Below are 19,222 nucleotides of genomic sequence, written 5' to 3' on the forward strand. Positions count from 1 at the left end.
TTTCGCCCCTGTTGCGGCCGGATATCCCGAGGGCAAAATCTGACCTTGACAACAAAGCTGAGCTGCCATCAACTAATCGGATGACCGAGCCGGCCCTCGACTCCCCCGCCCCGCACGCCTCACCCCGGGGGCTCGACCTGGACCGGCTCTCCGCGTACCTGGCGACGCACCGGCCCGAGCTGGCCGGCGGGGACCTGTCGGCCACGCTGATCGCCGGCGGCAAGTCCAACCTGACGTACCTGCTGCGCGCCGGCGGGCACGAGGTGGTGCTGCGCCGCCCGCCGCTCGGGCACGTGCTGGCCACCGCGCACGACATGACCCGGGAGTTTCGGGTGATCTCGGCGCTCGCCCCCACCGACGTGCCGGTGCCGGCGGCGCTGCTGCTGTGCGAGGACCCGGACGTCATCGGCGCGCCGTTCTACCTGATGGAGCGCGTCCGCGGCGAGGTGTTCCGCGCCCGCTCCCAGACCGACCCGCTCACCGCCGAACAGCGGCGCGGGCTGGCGATGGCGATGATGGACACCCTCGCCGCCCTACACACCGTCGACCCGGCGGCCGTCGGGCTGGCCGACTTCGGTCGTCCGGAGGGATACCTGGCCCGGCAGGTGCGCCGCTGGTCCGGGCAGCTCGACCGGTCGCGCAGCCGGCCGCTGCCCGGCATCGACGAGCTGCGGGACCGGCTCGCCGCGACCGCACCCGAGGGCGCCAACGCCGGGCGGATCGTGCACGGCGACTACCGGCTGGACAATCTGCTCGCCACCGTGGACCCGGTCGCGGTCCGCGCGGTCCTCGACTGGGAGATGGCCACCCTCGGCGACCCCCTGGCCGACCTGGGCCTGCTGCTGACGTACTGGGACGTGCTCGGTGACAGCGACGCCGCCGAGGGAAACCCGGTCGCCGACGGGCTGGGCCCCCGGGCCGGTTTCCCGACCGGCGCGGAGCTGATCGACCGGTACGCCGGCCGCAGCGACGTCGACGTCGGCCCGCTGCACTGGCACGTGGCGCTCGGGTGCTTCAAGCTCGCGGTGATCTGCGAGGGCATCCACTACCGGCACACGCGGGGCCAGACGCTCGGCGAGGGCTTCGACCGGATCGGCGACATGGTGGCCCCGCTGGTGGCGCACGGGCTCGGCGCGGTGGAGGAGAAGTGATGCACTTCGCGTACGACGAGCGCACCGAGCAGCTGCGAGCCGAGCTGACCGACTTCCTGGAGCGGCACGTCTACCCGGCCGAGGCGGCGCACGCCGAACAGGTCGCGGCGGCCGGCGACCCGTGGGCGCGCCCGCCGGTGCTGGCCGAGCTGAAGGCCGAGGCCCGCAAGCGTGGCCTGTGGAACCTGTTCCTCCCCGACGCCCGCTACGGCGCCGGGCTGACCAACCTCCAGTACGCTCCGCTCGCCGAGCTGACCGGCCGTAGCCCGCACCTGGCCCCCGAGGCGCTGAACTGCGCCGCACCGGACACCGGCAACATGGAGCTGCTCGCCGAGTTCGGCAGCGAGGCGCAGCGGGAGCGGTGGCTGCGCCCGCTGCTGGAGGGCGAGATCCGCTCGGCGTTCTGCATGACCGAGCCGGACGTCGCCTCCTCCGACGCGACGAACATCGGCACCCGGATCACCCGCGACGGCGACCACTACGTGGTCAACGGCCGCAAGTGGTGGTCGTCCGGAGCGATGGATCCGAGCTGCGAGATCTTCATCGTGATGGGCAAGACCGATCCGTCGGCCGACCGGCACCGGCAGCAGAGCATGATCCTCGTACCGCGGGACACGCCCGGCGTGACGGTCCGGCGGGGCATGCGCGTCTTCGGGTACAGCGACGGCCCGCACGGCGGGCACGCCGAGATCGACTTCACCGACGTCCGGGTGCCGGCGGAGAACCTGGTCGGCGCCGAGGGCGCCGGCTTCGCCATCGCCCAGGCGCGGCTCGGCCCGGGCCGCATCCACCACTGCATGCGGCTGATCGGCATGGCCGAGCGGGCGCTGGAGCTGCTCTGCCGCCGCGCCCTGGACCGGGTCGCGTTCGGCCGCCCGCTCGCCGAGCAGGGCGTGGTGCGGGAGTGGATCGCCGAGTCCCGGGTCCGCATCGAGCAGGCTCGGCTGCTGGTGCTCAAGACCGCGTGGCTGATGGACACCGTCGGCAACAAGGGCGCGCACACCGAGATCCAGGCCATCAAGATCGCCACGCCGGCGATGGCGGAGTGGGTGATCGACAAGGCCATCCAGGGGCACGGGGCCGCCGGCGTCAGCCAGGACACCCCGCTCGCCGCCCTCTGGGCCCAGGCCCGGACGCTCCGCCTGGCCGACGGCCCGGACGAGGTCCACAAGGCCTCCCTGGCGAAGCGCGAACTCCGCCGCTGGACAACCCCCACCTGACACCCCACCCACGACCTACCCCGCGCCCCGTCACCCCGCGATCTTGCACTTTCGGCCCCTGACACGCGGCTTTTGCGTCGAATGTCAGGGCGGAAAGTGCAAGATCGGCGAGGCGGGGGCGGGGGCCGGACGGCGCCACCGCGAGCGGGGCCCGGCGGGTCAGGCGCTGGCGCGTTCGATCAGTTGGGTGTCCAGGAGGATGTGCGGGGAGGAGAGGTCCTCGCCGCGGATGCGGGACACGAGGAGGCGGGCCATCTGGCGGCCCATCTCCTCGACCGGCTGGAAGACCGTGGTCAGCGGAGGGTCGGCCTGCCGGGCGATCGGGGCGTCGTCGAAGCCGACCACGGCGACGTCCTCGGGCACCCGCCGGCCGGCCTCCCGCAGCGTACGCAGGGCGCCGAAGGCCATCAGGTCGGAGGCGACGAAGACCGCGTCCAGGTCGGGGCACACCTCCATCAGCCGGCGCATGGCGGCCGCCCCGCTGCCCTCGCTGAAGTCCCCGTACGCGATCAGGTCGGGGTTGACGCCGCCCAGCGCGGCCGTGACGGCCTCCTTGTAGCCGGTGAGCCGGCCCAGGCCGGCGCCCATGTCCTGCGGGCCGGCGATGGTGGCGATCCGCCGCCGCCCCCGCACGGCGAGGTGCTCGACCGCGTGCCGGGCGCCGCCGACGTTGTCCACGTCGACGAACCAGGCGGGCTGCGCGCCCGGTTGCAGCATGCGGGCCGGGCGGCCGCCGAGCACGGTCGGCAGGCCGCGCTCCTCCAGCAGCGTGGGCAGCGGGTCGGCGTCGTGCAGCGACAGCAGCAGGACGCCGTCGACATGCTGGTTGGTCAGGTGGTGCTCCACCCGCTCCCGCTCGATCGGGGACTGGACCATCGCGAGCCACAACTGCAGCGGGGTCTCCAGCAGCCCGGAGCTGACACCCCGGACGATGCCGGCGAAGAACGGCTCGGTGAAGACCCGGTCGCCGGACTCCGAGACGACCAGGGCCACCGAGTCGGTGCGCTGGGTGACCAGGGCCCGCGCGGCCCGGTTCGGCACGTACCCCAGCTCGGCGATCGCCTGCTGCACCGCGGCCCGGGCCTCCGGGCTCACCTGGGGTGAGCCGTTGACGACGCGGGAGACCGTGCCGCGCCCGACGCCGGCGCGCGCGGCGACCGCGTCGAGGGTCGGGCGCCCGAGCGACCGGGTGCGCTGCGTTGTCATCGTCTCTCCTCCGACGTCGGGAGGCCCGGTGCCGCCGCGAGGGTGGCACCGGGACCGCCCGGATGGCTGGCCCGAGCCTATTGTGCGGCCAGACCGTTGCGTCGGATCACCTCGGCGTACCACCTGGCGCTGGACTTGGGGATGCGGACCTGGCTGTCGTAGTCGACGTAGATCATGCCGAACCGCTTGGTGTAGCCCCAGGCCCACTCGAAATTATCCATGAGTGACCAGGCGAAGTAGCCCCGCAATGGAACGCCCGCGCTGATCGCCTCGTGGGCGGCGCGCAGGTGCGCGTCGAAGTACGCGAGCCGGTCGGCGTCGTCCACCTGGCCGTCGACCACCGCGTCGACGAACGCCGAGCCGTTCTCGGTGACGTACAGCGGCAGGTCGGTGTACTCCTCGTGCACCCGGCGCAGGGTCTCCACCAGCCCGGGGGCGTCGATTTCCCAGTCCATGTCGGTGACCGGGACGCCCCGGGTGACGAAGCGCACGTCCTCGCTCCCCGGCCAGCAGGACGGTGCCCGCCAGTACGCCTCCGGCGCCGCCCCCTCGACCGGTGCGGCCACCACGTGCCGGCTGTAGTAGTTGACCCCGACCAGGTCCAGCGGGGCGGCGATCGTCGCGAGGTCCCCCTCGCGGACGTGCCCGAAGTCGGTGACCGCCGCGAGGTCGGCCATCAGGTCCGCCGGGTACGACCCGCGCAGCAGCGGGTCGAGGAAGAACCGGTTGGCCAGCGCGTCGATCCGCCGCGCGGCGTCGGCGTCGGCGGGCGAGTCGGTGGCCGGGGTGACCGGGTACAGGTTGACCGTCACCCCGACCTCGGCGTCCGGGCGGGCGGCCCGCAGCGCCTGCACGGCGCGCCCGTGGCCGAGCATCAGATGGTGCCCGGCCCGGACGGCGTCCGCCGGGTCGGAGCGGCCCGGTGCGTGCACCCCGGACCCGTAGCCGAGGAACGCCGAGCACCACGGCTCGTTGAGCGTGGTCCAGTAGCGGACCCGGTCGCCGAGCGCGTCCGCGACCAGGGCGGTGTAGTCGGCGAACCGGGCCGCGGTGTCCCGCGCCGGCCAGCCGCCCGCGTCCTCCAGCGGCTGCGGCAGGTCCCAGTGGTAGAGGGTCAGCCACGGCTCGATGCCGTTCGCCAGCAGCGCGTCCACCAGGCGCCGGTAGAAGTCGAGACCCTCCGGGTTGGCCGGGCCGGTGCCGCCGGGCTGCACCCGGGACCAGGAGACCGAGAACCGGTACGACTTCAGCCCCAGCTCGGCCATCAGCGCGACGTCGGAGTCGAGCCGGTGGTAGTGGTCGCAGGCCACGTCGCCGGTGTGCCCGGCGACCACCCGGCCGGGGGTGTGGCTGAAGGTGTCCCAGATCGACGGCGTCCGGCCGCCCTCGGCCGCGGCGCCCTCGATCTGGTACGCCGCGGTGGCGGCGCCCCAGAGGAAGCCGGGCGGGAAGGTCAGCGGTGCACGCTCGGCGAGGACGCCGACGGCGGGTGGGCTCGCGGGGTTGCTCACGACTTGACGGCACCTTCCATGATCCCGCCGATGATCTGGCGGCCGAACAGGATGAAGACGACCACCAGCGGAATCGTCCCGACCGCGGTGGCGGCGAAGACCTGCGAGTAGTCGGTGTAGTAGGCGTACGAGAGGAAGGCCAGTGAGACCTGGAGCGTGGGGTTCTCCGGCGGCAGCACCGCGTACGGCCACAGGAACGAGTTCCAGGTCTCCATGAAGGTCAGCAGGCCGAGCACGGCCGCCGCCGGGCGCAGCGCCGGCAGCACGATGTTCCAGTAGATGCGGAACGTGCTCGCCCCGTCGACCCGGCCGGCCTCGATCAGCTCGTCGGAGACCGCCTGGGTGGCGTACTGACGCATCATGAACACCCCGAACGCGCTGACCAGGAAGGGCACGGTCACCGCGTAGAGGGTGCCGTACCAGTTCAGGTCCTGGATCATGCCCCACAGCGGGATGAGCCCGAGCTGGGTGGGGATCATCATGGTCACGATGATCGCCAGCAGCAGGGCGTTGCGTCCACGGAAGCGCAGCTTGGCGAAGGCGAAGCCGGCGAGCGAGCCGGTGATGACCACGCTGACGGTCACCACCGACGAGACGATCACCGAGTTGAGCAGGCCGGTGAGGAAGTTCGCCGCGTCGTTGTCGAGCACCCGGCCGAAGTTGTCGCCGAACGCGCCGCCCGGCGTGATCGGCGGCGGCACGTCGTTGATCGAGTCCAGGCTGCGGGTGGCGATGACCACCATGTAGTAGAAGGGGTAGATGGAGAGCAGGGTCGCGAGGACGAGCGCCACGTAGGTGAGCGGGCTGGTGCGCCACAGGCGCCGGGAGGCAGAGTTCATGGCCGTGCTCCTCACTTCACCGTACGGCGGACGAGCAGGAAGTTGACCAGCGACATCAGCGCGATCATCAGGAACATCGCCCAGGCGACCGCGGCGCCGTAGCCGGCGGTGTTCAGGTTCTCGATGCCCAGCTCGTACATGTACATGGTGAGGGTCTGGAACTCGCGCTGGTCGCCGCCGATGATGTTGCCGTTGGCGAAGACGAGCGGCTCGGTGAACAGCTGGAGACCGCCGATGGTGGACAGGATGACCACGAACAGGAAGGTCGGCGTCAGCATCGGCAGCGTGATGCGCCAGAACTGCCGCCACTGGCCGGCGCCGTCGAGCGCCGCCGCCTCGTAGAGCTCCCGCGGGATGGCCTGCATGCCGGCGAGCAGGATCAGCGTGTTGTAGCCGGTCCACCGCCAGTTGACCATCGACGCGATCGCGGTCCACGAGCTCCAGCGCTCGGCGTCCCAGTCGATCGGGTCGACGCCGACGAAGCCGAGCAGCCAGTTGAAGACGCCGAAGTCGCGCTGGAAGAGCATGCCGAAGACGATCGCCACCGCGGCGACGGAGACGACGTTCGGCATGAAGATCGCCATGCGGAACAGCGTCCGGGCGCGCAGGAAGGTCCGGTTCAGCAGGTTCGCGAGGAAGAGCGCGAGCAGCAGCTGCGGGATCGTCGAGAGCAGGAAGATGCCGAACGTGTTGAACGTGGCGTTCCAGAAGTACTCGTCGGTGACCAGCTTCGCGTAGTTGTCGAGCCCGGTGAAGGTGTGGTCGCCGATGAGGTTCCAGTCGTGCAGCGACATCCAGGCCGTCCGCAGCATCGGGTAGAGCCCGAAGATCCCGAAGATCACGAAGAACGGCGCGACGTAGAGGTACGGGGAGTACCTGAGGTCCAGGCGGGTCAACGACGACGAGCGGGACCGGTGCGGCCGGGGTGGCGGGGGTGTTGGCGCGGCGGGTGACGGCGGCGCCGTCGTGGCCGACAGACTCATGCCGCTGCCTCCCTGGGGTCGGCACCGGCACGAGGCACATGGACGCTGTGCTGGCTGATTCGCTCGCTCTGCTCGCTCATTCTCAGTCCTTTCCCGCCCGGCGCGCGGGCCGGCGCGCCGGCGGTGGTACGGGGAACGGACGCCGCCGGTGGCGCCCGGGCGTCGTGCCCGGACGCCACCTACGCGACGTGCTGGGGTCAGAAGGCGCCCTGCGTCTGGGCGTCCTTCACGAACTGCTCCCAGGCCTTGTCCTTGCCGGCCTGCCCGTTCTCGTACGAGCGCAGCGCGGGCTCGAAGGCGTTCTCCTTCACCGCCTGGTGCTTGGGACCGAGGTGCAGCGGCTGGATCTTGGCGACGCTGTCACCGAAGATCTTGCCGGTCGGGGCGTTGTTGAAGTACTCGTTGGTGTAGCTCAGGAAGTCCGGGTTCTTCAGCGCCTCCAGGTTGGTCGGCAGCGGGCCCTTGAGCTTGAACGCCGCGACCTGGCTCTGCGCGTTGGTCAGGTACTCGGCGAGCTTCGCCGCCTCCTTCTGGTACTTGCTCTGCTCGGGGACGGCGAGCCACGAGCCACCCCAGTTGCCGGCGCCGCCGGGCACCGGGGCGACGTCCCACTTGCCCTTGTTCTCCGCGCCGGAGTTGTCCGCGACGATGCCGAGCATCCAGGACGGGCAGAAGGTGGCCGCGAAGGTGCCCTGCTTGAAGCCGGCCGACCACTCCGGCGACCAGGTCGCCGTCTCGGCGGTGATGTTCGCGTCCGCCATGGCGATCGCGGTGTCCCAGGCGGTCTTCACGGCCGCGCTCTTGTCGGCGGCGATCGCGTCCTGCTTGTCGTAGAACAGGTCACCGCCCTGCTGGAACATGACCGCGCTGGCGGCGGTGGTGACCGAGTCGAGCAGGCCCTTGTTGGTGGCGGCCCGGTACTTCTTGCCGGTCTCGATGAAGGCGTTCCAGTCCGGCCACAGCGCGGCGACCTGGTCGCGCTCGGTCGGCAGGCCGGCGGCCTGGAAGAGGTCCCGGCGGTAGCAGACGGCGAGGCTGCCGACGTCGGTGGGCAGACCGATCAGCCGGCCGTCCGGCGCCTTGCCCAGCTCGTACTTCCAGGGCAGGTAGTCCTTGCTGTGGTCGGCGACCAGCGGGGCGAGGTCGACCCAGTTCGCCGGGTTGGCCTTGAACTCGTTGAGGATGCCCTCCTCCAAGGCGATCACATCGGCGGCGCCCTTGCGGGTGGCGAGCGCGCGGACGATCTTCGGCCGGTACTCGTTGAGCTGGGCGGTCTTGCGCAGCTCGACCTTGATGCCGGTGTCCTTCTCGTACTGCTTGACGATCTCGTCGTAGCCGAACTCGCCGAACGTGTCGACGACCAGCTTGTCGGGCTTCTCGCCGGCGGCCGGGGCGTCGTCGTCGGTGCCGCAGGCCGCGAGCCCGCCGACGGCGGTGATCGCGGCAAGGGCGACGGCCGCCAGGCGGGAACGCCGCGTGGTGAGGCTCATCCTGACCCCTCTTCTCGGTGGTGAGGCTGTGTCGGGTGTGGTGGGGGGTGCCGTACTGCGCTGACCGGCGCCGGCGGGGCGGCGACGGCCTCCCGGTGCGGACGCGGGTGAGCCGGGTCACGCGTCTGGGAACGCTCCCATGAGATTGACGGCACGCGTCCCGGGGTGTCAATAGACCTGTGGGAGCGTTCCCAGATCGTTACCGGCAGCGCGGTTCGACCGTCCGTCGATCGCGCCGACCTGCTCCGAGGCGATTCAGTACGCACTCCGGCAGGTGACCCGCCGCGTCCCAGGGGCGGGGCGGCGTGGAACCGAAACGATTCAGCAGAGCCGGCGCAGGAGGGTGCCGATCCGGGCGGCGTGGAAGGCCTCGGGATCGAACGTGTCCCCCACCCAGTCGCGCATCAGGTGGTGCTCGGTGTGCCCCGGGTCGGCCAGCGCCGCCAGCAGCGCCTGGTAGCCCGCCGGTCCGCCGACGTCCTCCGGCGGACCGGCACGCTCGCCGTCGAGACAGGCGGGGTAACGCTCCTCCGGGTCGGCGGTGAAGACGTCCTCGACCACCAGGTCGTGCTCCCACCAGTCGCCGAAGTCGTACGTGTAGTGGAACCGGCTGCCCTTGCCGACCACGGCGTCGAGCCGTACGTCCAATTCGTCGTGCAGGGACAGCTCCCCGTCCGGGTCGGGCTCGCCGTACTGCCGGCCGTCGATCTCGAACGAGTGCAGATGGCAGTCCCGCCACCCCATCGAGTGCTGCACCACCCGGTGCACCCGGTCGAGGGTGTACCCGCCCGGGACGAGCACCCGGCGCCAGACCGGCGGCCGGACCCCGGCCAGGGAAATCCTCAGCTGGAAGATCTGACGCGGCATGCTGTCCCATCCTCCTCGGCATAGGCTGCCGGCATGATCTGCCGAGCGTGCCGGGCGAGGCGGCACGACGACTGTCGGGGCCGGAACTGGTGCGACTGCCAGCACCGTACCCCCCGGCCCACCCCTCCGGTCACGGGTCCGGCCAGCGAATGAGCGTCGGAATGCCGATTTCCGCGCTCTGGCCGGAGCCGTCCGCGGGCCCGCTGGACGACGCCGCCATCGCCGCCCGCTACGGCCGGGCCGACCACCCCCACCTGCGGGTGAACTTCGTGTCCAGCATCGACGGCGCGGTCGCCGTGGACGGCTACTCGGCCGGCCTCTCCGGCGAGCCGGACAAGCGGGTCTTCGGCCTGCTGCGGATGCTCTGCGACGGGCTCGTGGTCGCCGCCGGCACGCTGCGCCACGAGGGGTACCGGGCGGTCCGCCTGGACGAGCGGCGGCGCGCCTGGCGCCGCGAGCACGGCCTCGCCGAGTACCCGACACTCGTCGTCGTCTCCGGCTCGCTCGACCTCGACCCGGCCCAGGCGGCCTTCGCCGACGCGCCGGTCCGCCCGGTGGTGCTCACCCGCGCGGGCGCCGCCGCCCCGCCCGGCCTGACCGACGTCGCCGACGTCGTCCCGTGCGGCGACGAGCGGGTGGACCTTCCTGCGGGCCTGGCCGAGCTGCGCCGACGCGGGCTCGACCAACTGCTCAGTGAGGGTGGCCCGCTGCTGTTCGGCGCGCTGACCGCGGCCGACCTGGTGGACGAGGTCTGCCTGACGGTCGCCCCGCTGCTCGCCGGCCCGGGCCCGGGGCGGATCACCGCCGGCGAGGCGAGCCCGGTGCGGCACCTGCCGTTGCGGCACGTGCTCGCCGCGTCCGACGGCGTGCTCATGCTCCGCTACGCCCGCGACTGACCGGGTCACGACCGGGGGTGCGGCCGCGTGGTCTCCGCCGCGTCGCGTGGCGTCCTGTCGTACGTCTCGGGCAGGATGCAGGGCGTGCGTGCCGACCTCGACCACCAGCCCCGCGGAGTTGCCCGATGACCGACCACGGTTTCGACGGCCCGGGCGAGGAGGTCGGCCGGGTGCTCGGCACCGCCGACGCGACCCCGCTGCAGTTCTGGACGGCGGTCTCCCCCACCAGCTACCTGCAGCTCGACGACGTCGTGGTGACGCGACGCGAGCTGCCGGACCGGGAGCCGGTGACGATCGCCGGGGTGGTCACCCAGGTGCGGGCCCGGCACGAGGGCGCCCAGTTCGACTCCGACGTCTTCGCCATCGCCGACGGCACGCTGCCCGCCCAGGTGCAGGAGGCCGCCGAGATCACCACCACCCGGGTCGACCCGGAGCTGTACGTGCCGCCGTCGCCCGGCGCGCTCGTGCACCGCGCGGAGGGTGACGCCCGGGCGCGGGCGCTGCACTTCGACCGGATGGAGCGCCGCATCCCGATGGGCATGGGCCGCGACGGGGTGCCCGTCTACCTCAACGCCGACTTCCTGGACGGCACGCGGGGCGCGCACGTCTCCATCTCCGGCATCTCCGGCGTCGCCACCAAGACCAGCTTCGCCACCTTCCTGCTCTACTCGGTGTTCCGCTCCGGGGTGCTCGGCGGCGATGCGGTCAACGCCAAGGCGCTCATCTTCAACGTCAAGGGCGAGGACCTGCTGTTCCTCGACCATCCCAACGTCCGGCTGGACGAGCCGACCCGGGCCGCGTACGCGCAGCTCGGCCTGACCGCCGGCGCGTTCCCCGACGTCCGCGTGTACGCGCCGCCCCGGGTCGGCGACTCCTCGGGCACGCCGGACGTGAGCAGCCGGCTCAGCGGGGTGGACAGCTTCTACTGGACGCTCACCGAGTTCTGCGCCGACCGTCTCCTGCCGTACGTGTTCGCCGACGCCGACGACGAACGCCAGCAGTACACGATGGTCGTGCACTCGGTCGCCGCCCACCTGGCCCGGTACGCGCAGCCCGCCGACGGCGGCGTGAGCATCGACGGCGTGCGCCTCGGCACGTACGCCGACCTGGTGGACCACATCGTCGAGCAGCTCAACGACGACGAGACCCGGGGCGACTGGGCCGGCAGCGCGGTCGGCCTGGGCACGGTCAACGCGTTCGCGCGGCGGCTGATCGGCAGCAAGAAGGACCTGTCCCGGCTGATCCGCGGCGATCTCGCCACCCGTCGCCCGCACAGCATCAACACCGCCGAGTCGGCCCAGGTGACCGTCGTCGACCTGCACAACCTGCCGGACCGGGCGCAGCGCTTCGTGGTCGGCGTGACGCTCAAGAGCGAGTTCGAGCGCAAGGAGAAGGCCGGCACGGCCAAGCCGCTGCTCTTCGTGGTCCTCGACGAGCTGAACAAGTACGCCCCCCGCGAAGGGTCCTCCCCGATCAAGGAGGTTCTGCTCGACATCGCCGAGCGCGGGCGGTCGCTCGGCGTGATCCTGGTCGGCGCCCAGCAGACGGCGAGCGAGGTGGAACGCCGCATCGTCACCAACTCCGCGATCCGCGTGGTCGGTCGGCTCGACCCGGCCGAGGCGTCCCGGCCGGAGTACGGCTTCCTCCCGCCGGCCCAACGGCAGCGCGCCCTGCTCGCGAAGCCGGGCACGATGTTCGTCAACCAGCCCGACATCCCGGTGCCGCTCTGTCTGGAGTTCCCGTTCCCCGCCTGGGCCACGCGGGTCTCCGAGGCCGGTCGGGCGCCCTCGCAGACGCTCCGGTCGATCACGCAGTCGGCCGACCCGTTCGCGGTGGTGGGCTCGGGCGGCGGCTCCGACGACGACATCCCGTTCTGAGGTGGTCCACCGGTGAAGATCCTGCACACCTCCGACTGGCACGTCGGCAAGGTCCTCAAGGGAAGGTCCCGGGCCGAGGAGCACAAGGCCGTCCTCGCCGGGGTGATCGACGTCGCCCGGCGGGAACAGCCGGACCTGGTGATCGTCTCCGGGGACCTGTACGACACCGCCGCGCCCACCCCGGAGGCGACCCGGCTGGTCACCCGCGCGCTGACCGCGCTGCGCCGCACCGGCGCCGACGTCGTCGCGATCGGCGGCAACCACGACAACGGCCCGGCGCTGGACGCGCTGCGCCCGTGGGCGGAGGCTGCCGGGATCAGCCTGCGCGGCGGCGTCCGGGAGAACCCGGACGAGCACGTCATCGACGGGACCACCGCGGGCGGCGAGCGCTGGCAGGTGGCCGCGCTGCCGTTCCTCTCCCAGCGGTACGCGATCCGCGCCGTCGAGATGTACGAGCTGACCGCCGCCGAGGCCACCCAGACGTACGCCGACCACCTCGGCCGGATCATCACCCGGCTGACCGAGGGCTTCACCGAGCCGGACCGGGTGCACCTGGTCACCGCCCACCTCACGGTGGTCGGGGCGGCGACCGGCGGCGGCGAGCGGGACGCGCACACCGTCATGGGCTACGCCGTCCCGGCGACGGTCTTCCCGGGCACCGCGCACTACGTGGCGCTCGGCCACCTGCACCGGTCCCAGCGGGTCCAGGGCCCGTGCCCGATCCGCTACAGCGGCAGTCCCCTCGCGGTCGACTTCGGCGAGCAGGAGAACGTCCCGTCGGTGACGCTGGTCGAGGCGACCGCGACGACGGCGGCGCAGATCCGGGAGGTCCCGATCCCGGCGGCCGCCGCCCTGCGTACGGTGCGGGGCACGCTCGCGCAGCTCGCCGAGATCGAGGCGCCGGACGCCTGGCTGCGGGTCTACGTGCGGGAGCAGCCCCGCGCCGGCCTCCGCGAGGAGGTGCAGGAGCTGCTCCCCCGGGCCCTGGAGATCCGGATCGACCCGGAGCTGGTGCCCGCGCCCGGCAGCGGCACGCGCGTCGCCCAGCGGGCCGGCCGGTCCCCGCGGGACCTGTTCGCCGACTACCTGGACAGTCGCGGCCACGACGACGAGGGCGTCCGGGACCTCTTCGACGAGCTGTTCGAGGAGATCGAGCACTGATGCGTCCGATGCGACTGGACCTGGCCGGGTTCACCGTCTTCCGCGACGAGACGACGATCGACTTCACCGACGCCGACTTCTTCGCCCTGGTCGGGCCGACCGGCTCGGGCAAGTCGACGGTGCTGGACGCGATCTGCTTCGCGCTCTACGGCACCGTGCCGCGCTGGGGCGGCACCCGGGGTCTGACGAACGCGCTGGCCCCGTCGGCGACGGAGGCCCGGGTCCGGCTGGTCTTCGAGTCCGGGGGCGACCGCTACGTGGCGACCCGCGTGGTCCGCCGGGACAGCCGGGGCAACGTCAAGACCGCGGGCGCGGGCCTCCAGCTCATGCCGCCCGGCTTCGACCCGGTGAAGCTGGACACCGGCCTCAGCCCGGACGACCTCGGCGAGGTGCTGGCCGGCACCGCCGCCGAGATGGACGACGCGGTGCTGGCGGCGGTGGGGCTGCCGTACGAGCAGTTCACCAGCTGCGTGGTGCTGCCGCAGGGGCAGTTCGCCGACTTCCTGCACGCGAAGCCGGCGACCCGGCAGCAGATCCTGGTGAACCTGCTCGGCCTCGGCGTCTACGAGCAGGTACGCGAGAAGGCGACCGCCCGGGCCGCTCAGGCCGAGGCGAAGTTCGAGGCGGTCGACCAGGCCCTCGCGGGGCTCGCCGACGTCGACGACGCCACCCTCGCCGAGGCGTCCGCACGGGTGGACCGGATGCGGGAGCTGATCGGGGCGGTGACGGACGCCGTACCCGAGCGGGAGGCGGCCCGTGCCGCGGCGCGGGAGGCGGGCGCGGCGCTGGCCGCCCTCGACGCCGACCTGGCCGTGCTCGACGCCGTGCGCGCCCCGGACGGGATGGCCGAGCTCGCCCGGGCGGTGGCCGCCGCGCGGTCCGGCGCCGACGAGGCGGCCCAGGTGGTGGCGCTGGCCGAGGAGCGGGAGGAGAAGCTCCGCGGCGAGCTGGCGGCCGCCGGCGACGAGAGCGCGCTGCGCCTGCTGCTGAAGGCGTACGCGGACCGGGACAAGCTGGCCGGCGAGGCGGACGCGGTCCGGGCGGCGGTGGCGGCGGCGCACGACGAGCACGAGGCGGCCACGGCCGCGCTGGCGGCGGCACGGGCGGCGGCCGAGCGGGCCGAGGCCGAGCTGGAGGCGGCGTTCCGGGCGCACGAGGAGGCGAAGGCGACCGACCAGGCGGTGGCCCTGCGCGCGCACCTGCGCGAGGGCGCGGCGTGCCCGGTCTGCGAGCAGACCGTGGCCCGGGTGCCGGCGGTGCCGCCGGGTTCGGCGGTGGCGGCAGCGGTCGCGGCGGGGAAGGCGGCCCGCGCCGCCAGCGAGGCCGCCAAGGCGGCGGTGACGCAGCGGGACGGCGCCGCCCGCGAGCTGGAGCGGGTGCTGGTGGCGGCGCGGACGCGGCAGGAGCAGCTCGACGCCCGGCTGGCCGAACTGGACGCTCAGCTCGCCGCTGCGGCCGAGCCGGCCATCCTCCGTCGGGAGCTGGACGAGCACGCCCGGCTGCGCCGGGCGCTGGAGGAGTCCGCGGCGGCCGTGCGCGCCGGCCGGGACGCCGCCCGGCGGGCACGGGCCGCGGTGGACGCGGCCGAGGAGCGCCTGCGGACGGCGTGGCGCGCCTTCGACGCGACGCGCGACGGGCTGGCGCCCTTCGGCCCGCCCGCCGCCGACCGGGAGGACCTGGCGGCCGCGTGGGCCGCCCTCACCGGCTGGGCCGGCGCCGAGGCGGAGCGCCGGCGGGGCGAGCGGGCCGGCCGGGTGGCGGCGGTGACCGAGGCCGAGGCCCGGGTGGTCGCCGTCGAGGAACGCGTCGCCGGGCTGCTCGCCGCCGCCGGGGTCCCGGCCGCCGACGACCCGGTCCGGGCGGCCGCGGTCGCCCTCGAGCGCGCCGAGGCGGAGCTGCGGGAGCTGACCCGCCGGCGGGAGCAGGCGGGCGAGCTGCGCGAACAGCGGGCCGGGTACGAGCGCGAGGCGCAGGTGGCCCGCGCGCTCGCCGGGCACCTGCGGGCCAACAACTTCGAGCGGTGGCTGCTCGCCGAGGCGCTCGACCTGCTGGTCGACGGCGCCTCGCGGATCCTGCGGGAACTCTCCGGCGACCAGTACGACCTGGTGCACGACAAGGGCGAGTTCTTCGTGGTCGACCACCACGACGCCGGGCTGCGACGCGGGGTGCGCACGCTCTCCGGCGGGGAGACGTTCCAGGCCTCGCTGGCGCTGGCGCTGGCCCTGTCCGAGCAGCTCGCCGGGATGTCCACGACGGCGGCGAGCCTGGAGTCGATCGTGCTGGACGAGGGGTTCGGCACGCTCGACGCGGCCACTCTGGACACGGTCGCCGCCACGCTGGAGAATCTCGCCGCCCGGGGCGACCGGATGGTCGGTGTGGTCACCCATGTGCCGGCGCTCGCCGAACGCATCCCGGTCCGCTTCGAGGTCCGCAAGGACGCCCGGTCGGCCCGCGTCGAGCGGACCGGCCGGTGAGCGCGGTCGGCACCGTCGGGGGGCGTCCCGCGTGAGCCGGTTCTTCGTCGACGCCTGGGATCCGGCGTACGGGGCGTCGTTCGAGGCCGCCGGTGCGGGCCCCGCCGCGCCGAGCAGCGCCCAGGTCGAGGCGGACCACGAGCTGCCCGCCGTGGACTGGCGGGCGATCGGCCCGCGACCGGGCGTCCGCGCACCGCACGTGGTGCTGCTCGTCGACGGGGTCCGCCGGATCGACGCCAGCGTGTGGACGGCCGAGGACGACGGCGGGTCGTACCCGGGCCTGGCCGCCTCGTACGCCGCCGGCGTGGTCCGCTGCGACCTGGAGCGCGGCGCGGCGCAGCTCGCCGGCGCGAAGGTCGGGCGGGGCCTGTTCACCGCCAGCCCGTCCGCCGGGGACGTACGGGCCGGCAGCGTCCACTACCCGGTGCACCGGGTGAGCGGCACCGGCGAGCTGGCCAAGCTGCCGGCCGCCGTGCAGGGGCCGCTGACCGCGCTGGAGGTGGAGGTCTCCGGCGGGGCCCGCACCGACGGGGACCTGCTGGTGGTGGACGGCCCGCTGCGCAACCGGCGGCAGCTGCCGCGCACGCTCGGCTACGTGAAGACCCAGCACAGCCAGTACCTGGACGCGCGCCTCACGGCCGTGGTCACGGGGCTGGCGGCCGGCGAGCGATCCCCGGTGTTCCGGCTGGGCACCGCCTGGGGCGGCTGGTCGTGGTATCTGCGGCTGCCGGTGGCCCACGGCGCCCCGTGGGCGGGCATCGTGCGGGTGGAGTGCTCCGCCGATCTCGAGGTCGCCGAGGCGGTCGCGCTGGCCGACCTGTCGGTCGTCACCCTTCCGCGCTTCGCGTCCACCCCGTACAAGGACCCACGCGCCCCGCAGAACCTGGTCCCGATCGCCGGACTGGAGCGCCGGCTGCGGGGGCTGCTCGGCGACTCCCGGCTGCTGCACCGGGCACTCACCGCCGCGGCCCGGGCGGCGGCGCCCCGACCGCCTGCCGCGCCCGCGACGCCCCGACCGCCCGCCGCGCCGCCGCCCGCCGCGCCCGGGTCGCCGGCGCCCCGGCCGGACGCCGCGCCCGAGTTGCCGGCGGCCGGCGAGCGCGGCTGATGGGCCGGAAGCGGGCCACCGACCGGATCGTCGCCGAGGTCGACACCGGTCGGGCCGAGCTGGTGCCCGACCCGGCCCGGGCGGGCTCGTGGACGCTGCTGCTCGACGGCGCGCCGCAGTCGCACGTGGACCTCGCCGACCCCACCCACCTGGAGTTCGAGTACGTACGGCGGCTCGCCGCCGCGATCGACCTGCTCGCGCCGGCCGGCGCACCGCTGCGGGTGCTGCACCTGGGCGGCGGCGCGCTCACCCTGCCCCGCTACGTGTCGACCACCCGCCCCGGCTCGACGCAGCGGGTGGTCGAGGTGGACGCCGCCCTGGTGGACCTGGTCCGCCGGGAACTGCCCTGGCCGTCCGATGCCCGGCTCCGCGTCCGGGTCGCCGACGCCCGGGCGGTGCTCGCCGGCACCCACGACGCAAGCGTCGACGTGGTCGTCGCCGACGTGTTCGCCGGTGCCCGCACCCCGGCCCACCTGACCTCGGTGGAGTACGCGGCCGAGGTGGCCCGCGTGCTCCGGCCGAACGGCTGGTACCTGGCCAACGTCGCCGACGGCCCGCCGCTGCGGCACGCCCGCCGTCAGGTCGCCACGGTCCGGTCGGTGCTGCCCCGTCTCGCGCTGATCGGGGACGCGGCCGTGCTGCGGGGCCGCCGCTACGGCAACCTCGTGCTGCTCGCCGGCCGTGCCGACCCGCCGCTGCCGGAGCTCACCCGCCGGGTCGCCGGGGACTGGTTCCCCGGCCGCGTCGTCGCCGGCGAGGAGCTGGACCGGTTCGCCGGCGGCGCTCCGGTGGTGCACGACGCCGATGCCACCGACTCGACGCCACCGCCGCCGGGAATTTTCTCGGTCCGCCGTTGATCCGTCCGGCCACGCCGTGCGTACCACCGGGCGGCCTGCCCGTGGGGGGACGGCCGCAGTCATCTCCCGGAGGTCTGCATGCATGCGGTGGCGGCCGGCTGGCACGGTGACAGGGTGCGTACGGGCTGGATGTCCGCGCGTTCCCAGTCACGGCCGAGCGCGTCTGCTCGCGGGGTCGACGCACGACAGGTCCCTCGCCAGAATGGGCCGGTGACGCCCCGACCCGCTCCCGGACGCCACCAGGCGGCGCCGTCCGCCGAGGCGAGCCATTCAGACCATCTGGTCCGGCTGCTCTACGCCGAGCACGCCGGGCCGTTGCTGGCCTTCGTCATGCGACTGACCGGTGGGGACCGGCAGCGGGCGGAGGACATCGTCCAGGAGACGCTGCTGCGGGCGTGGCGCAACGCGCACCGGCTCGGCGCGCAGGGGCAGGGCTCGCTGCGGCCCTGGCTGGTCACCGTCGCGCGCCGCATCGCCATCGACGAGCACCGCAGCGCAGAGGCCCGGCCGGCCGAGACGTACGACCGGGACCTGACCGCGTTCGCCGAGGCGGACAGCACCGACCGGGTGCTGCGCACGATGACGGTGGCGGACGCGCTGCGTACGCTGAGTCAGTCGCACCGGGAGATCCTGGTCGCGACCTACTTTCGGGGCCGGACGGTCCCGGAGGCCGCCGAGGAGTTGGGCCTTCCGCTCGGCACGGCGAAGTCACGGGTCTACTACGCGCTGCGCGCCCTGCGCACGGCTCTGCAGGAACGGGGGGTGACGGAATGAGCCGGGCGGACCACATGGATGTCGCCGCGTACGCGCTCGGCGTGCTGGACGAGCACGACACGGAGCGGTTCGAGGAGCACCTCGCCACCTGCTGGGCCTGCGCGGCCGAGCTGGAGACGATGGTGCCGGTGGTCGGGCTGCTCTCCGGCATCGACGGCGAGACGATGACGGTCCTGGAGCAGACGCAGACGGATCCGGCGCTGCTGGACCGGACGCTGGTCGCGGTCCGGGCGCACCGGCGGAAGACGCGGTTCCGGCAGGTGCTCGCCACGGCCGCCGCCGTGGCGGTCTTCGGCGGGCTGACCGGGGTGGGCTTCGCCAACATCGTGGAGGACAGCGCTCCCAGGGGCGTGCTGGCCGAGCCGTCCAACACCGTCCTGACCAGCCCGCCGGCTCCGGGGCCGACCCGGTCCGGTCCTGGCATCGGTGGCACCCCGATCGAAGGCGAGCAGACGTCGGTCACCGACCCGAGCACCGGGGTGGAGGCGACGTTCTGGGTAGCTCGCAAGGACTTCGGAACCCGGGTGACCTTCGCCCTCGGCAAGTTGCCCGGGCCGCGCACCTGCCGCCTGGTCGTCGTCCGTAACAACAACACCAGCGAGATCATCTCCACCTGGTCGGTGCCCCGCAGCGGCTACGGCACGAACACCAACTCCATCCCCTTGGAGCTGGCCGCCGCCACGTCGACGTCGGCCGACCAGATCAAGCACCTTCAGGTGCAGTCGGTGGACGTGAACGGGGTGGCGAGCCCGCTGGTGACCGTCCCCATGAAGTAACGGGCACCGCAACGGATCGGCGCCGGCCACAT

General features: G+C 73.6%; 15 protein-coding genes and 1 pseudogene. 10 read left to right on the forward strand and 6 right to left on the reverse strand.

Annotation, left to right across the window (positions count from 1 at the left end; translation table 11 throughout):
• Positions 1–80 precede the first annotated feature (80 nt).
• The gene (locus ACTMS0_RS12495) at positions 81–1,151 is read left to right on the forward strand and encodes a phosphotransferase family protein (protein ID WP_441155305.1); all 1,071 of its coding nucleotides are present in this window, start codon (positions 81–83) and stop codon (positions 1,149–1,151) included.
• Positions 1,151–2,371 carry an acyl-CoA dehydrogenase family protein gene (locus tag ACTMS0_RS12500; RefSeq protein WP_441155306.1) on the forward strand — a complete coding sequence of 407 codons (1,221 nt, stop codon included), beginning with the start codon at positions 1,151–1,153 and terminating at the stop codon, positions 2,369–2,371. Before ACTMS0_RS12495 ends, ACTMS0_RS12500 begins: the two co-directional genes overlap by 1 nt.
• Positions 2,372–2,530: 159 nt before the next feature.
• Here ACTMS0_RS12500 and ACTMS0_RS12505 read toward each other — a convergent pair whose 3' ends face one another.
• The 6 genes from ACTMS0_RS12505 to ACTMS0_RS12530 all read right to left on the reverse strand — a co-directional run bounded on the left by ACTMS0_RS12505 (position 2,531) and on the right by ACTMS0_RS12530 (position 9,267).
• Positions 2,531–3,577, reverse strand: a complete 1,047-nt coding sequence (locus ACTMS0_RS12505; protein ID WP_441155307.1) for a LacI family DNA-binding transcriptional regulator — start codon at positions 3,575–3,577, stop codon at positions 2,531–2,533.
• 77 nt (positions 3,578–3,654) lie between these two features.
• Positions 3,655–5,088 carry a GH1 family beta-glucosidase gene (locus ACTMS0_RS12510; RefSeq protein WP_441155308.1) on the reverse strand — a complete coding sequence of 478 codons (1,434 nt, stop codon included), beginning with the start codon at positions 5,086–5,088 and terminating at the stop codon, positions 3,655–3,657.
• A complete protein-coding gene (locus tag ACTMS0_RS12515) occupies positions 5,085–5,927 on the reverse strand; it encodes a carbohydrate ABC transporter permease (RefSeq protein WP_441155309.1) in 843 nt (280 codons plus the stop codon). Before ACTMS0_RS12515 ends, ACTMS0_RS12510 begins: the two co-directional genes overlap by 4 nt.
• An 11-nt stretch (positions 5,928–5,938) precedes the next feature.
• Positions 5,939–6,910, reverse strand: coding sequence for a carbohydrate ABC transporter permease (locus ACTMS0_RS12520; RefSeq protein WP_441155310.1), 972 nt, complete (start codon positions 6,908–6,910; stop codon positions 5,939–5,941).
• Between the two features lie 197 nt (positions 6,911–7,107).
• Positions 7,108–8,400: an ABC transporter substrate-binding protein gene (locus tag ACTMS0_RS12525; protein WP_441155311.1), complete on the reverse strand. Its 1,293-nt coding sequence runs from the start codon at positions 8,398–8,400 to the stop codon at positions 7,108–7,110.
• A gap of 321 nt (positions 8,401–8,721) precedes the next feature.
• Entirely contained in the window at positions 8,722–9,267 is a 546-nt protein-coding gene (locus ACTMS0_RS12530) for a plasmid pRiA4b ORF-3 family protein (protein ID WP_441155312.1), read from the reverse strand.
• Between the two features lie 149 nt (positions 9,268–9,416).
• Between ACTMS0_RS12530 and ACTMS0_RS12535 the strand changes: the two genes are divergently transcribed.
• The 8 genes and pseudogenes from ACTMS0_RS12535 to ACTMS0_RS12570 all read left to right on the forward strand — a co-directional run bounded on the left by ACTMS0_RS12535 (position 9,417) and on the right by ACTMS0_RS12570 (position 19,190).
• On the forward strand, positions 9,417–10,163 hold the full coding sequence (locus ACTMS0_RS12535) for a pyrimidine reductase family protein (protein WP_441155313.1): 747 nt from the start codon (positions 9,417–9,419) through the stop codon (positions 10,161–10,163).
• Between the two features lie 125 nt (positions 10,164–10,288).
• On the forward strand, positions 10,289–12,040 hold the full coding sequence (locus ACTMS0_RS12540; protein ID WP_441155314.1) for an ATP-binding protein: 1,752 nt from the start codon (positions 10,289–10,291) through the stop codon (positions 12,038–12,040).
• 12 nt (positions 12,041–12,052) lie between these two features.
• Positions 12,053–13,201, forward strand: a complete 1,149-nt coding sequence (locus tag ACTMS0_RS12545) for an exonuclease SbcCD subunit D (RefSeq protein WP_441155315.1) — start codon at positions 12,053–12,055, stop codon at positions 13,199–13,201.
• Positions 13,201–15,675, forward strand: a complete 2,475-nt coding sequence (locus tag ACTMS0_RS12550; protein WP_441155316.1) for an AAA family ATPase — start codon at positions 13,201–13,203, stop codon at positions 15,673–15,675. Before ACTMS0_RS12545 ends, ACTMS0_RS12550 begins: the two co-directional genes overlap by 1 nt.
• A 31-nt stretch (positions 15,676–15,706) precedes the next feature.
• Positions 15,707–16,678, forward strand: a pseudogene (locus tag ACTMS0_RS12555) (hypothetical protein); the annotation flags it as partial.
• A 104-nt stretch (positions 16,679–16,782) separates the two neighbouring features.
• Positions 16,783–17,640: a spermidine synthase gene (locus ACTMS0_RS12560; protein ID WP_441155317.1), complete on the forward strand. Its 858-nt coding sequence runs from the start codon at positions 16,783–16,785 to the stop codon at positions 17,638–17,640.
• A 78-nt stretch (positions 17,641–17,718) separates the two neighbouring features.
• Positions 17,719–18,414, forward strand: a complete 696-nt coding sequence (locus ACTMS0_RS12565) for a sigma-70 family RNA polymerase sigma factor (protein WP_441155318.1) — start codon at positions 17,719–17,721, stop codon at positions 18,412–18,414.
• The gene (locus tag ACTMS0_RS12570) at positions 18,411–19,190 is read left to right on the forward strand and encodes an anti-sigma factor family protein (protein WP_441155319.1); all 780 of its coding nucleotides are present in this window, start codon (positions 18,411–18,413) and stop codon (positions 19,188–19,190) included. Before ACTMS0_RS12565 ends, ACTMS0_RS12570 begins: the two co-directional genes overlap by 4 nt.
• Positions 19,191–19,222 lie beyond the last annotated feature (32 nt).

The organism is Micromonospora sp. H33 (genome assembly GCF_052068455.1).
Classification (GTDB): Bacteria; Actinomycetota; Actinomycetes; order Mycobacteriales; family Micromonosporaceae; genus Micromonospora.

Coding starts and splice junctions, on each gene's coding strand:
- ACTMS0_RS12500 (WP_441155306.1), top strand. CDS start 1,151: ATGCACTTCGCGTACGACGAGCGCACCGAGCAGCTGCGAGCCGAGCTG.
- ACTMS0_RS12495 (WP_441155305.1), top strand. CDS start 81: ATGACCGAGCCGGCCCTCGACTCCCCCGCCCCGCACGCCTCACCCCGG.
- ACTMS0_RS12565 (WP_441155318.1), top strand. CDS start 17,719: ATGCATGCGGTGGCGGCCGGCTGGCACGGTGACAGGGTGCGTACGGGC.
- ACTMS0_RS12550 (WP_441155316.1), top strand. CDS start 13,201: ATGCGTCCGATGCGACTGGACCTGGCCGGGTTCACCGTCTTCCGCGAC.
- ACTMS0_RS12515 (WP_441155309.1), bottom strand. CDS start 5,927: ATGAACTCTGCCTCCCGGCGCCTGTGGCGCACCAGCCCGCTCACCTAC.
- ACTMS0_RS12525 (WP_441155311.1), bottom strand. CDS start 8,400: ATGAGCCTCACCACGCGGCGTTCCCGCCTGGCGGCCGTCGCCCTTGCC.
- ACTMS0_RS12505 (WP_441155307.1), bottom strand. CDS start 3,577: ATGACAACGCAGCGCACCCGGTCGCTCGGGCGCCCGACCCTCGACGCG.
- ACTMS0_RS12560 (WP_441155317.1), top strand. CDS start 16,783: ATGGGCCGGAAGCGGGCCACCGACCGGATCGTCGCCGAGGTCGACACC.
- ACTMS0_RS12540 (WP_441155314.1), top strand. CDS start 10,289: ATGACCGACCACGGTTTCGACGGCCCGGGCGAGGAGGTCGGCCGGGTG.
- ACTMS0_RS12570 (WP_441155319.1), top strand. CDS start 18,411: ATGAGCCGGGCGGACCACATGGATGTCGCCGCGTACGCGCTCGGCGTG.
- ACTMS0_RS12535 (WP_441155313.1), top strand. CDS start 9,417: ATGAGCGTCGGAATGCCGATTTCCGCGCTCTGGCCGGAGCCGTCCGCG.
- ACTMS0_RS12530 (WP_441155312.1), bottom strand. CDS start 9,267: ATGCCGCGTCAGATCTTCCAGCTGAGGATTTCCCTGGCCGGGGTCCGG.
- ACTMS0_RS12520 (WP_441155310.1), bottom strand. CDS start 6,910: ATGAGTCTGTCGGCCACGACGGCGCCGCCGTCACCCGCCGCGCCAACA.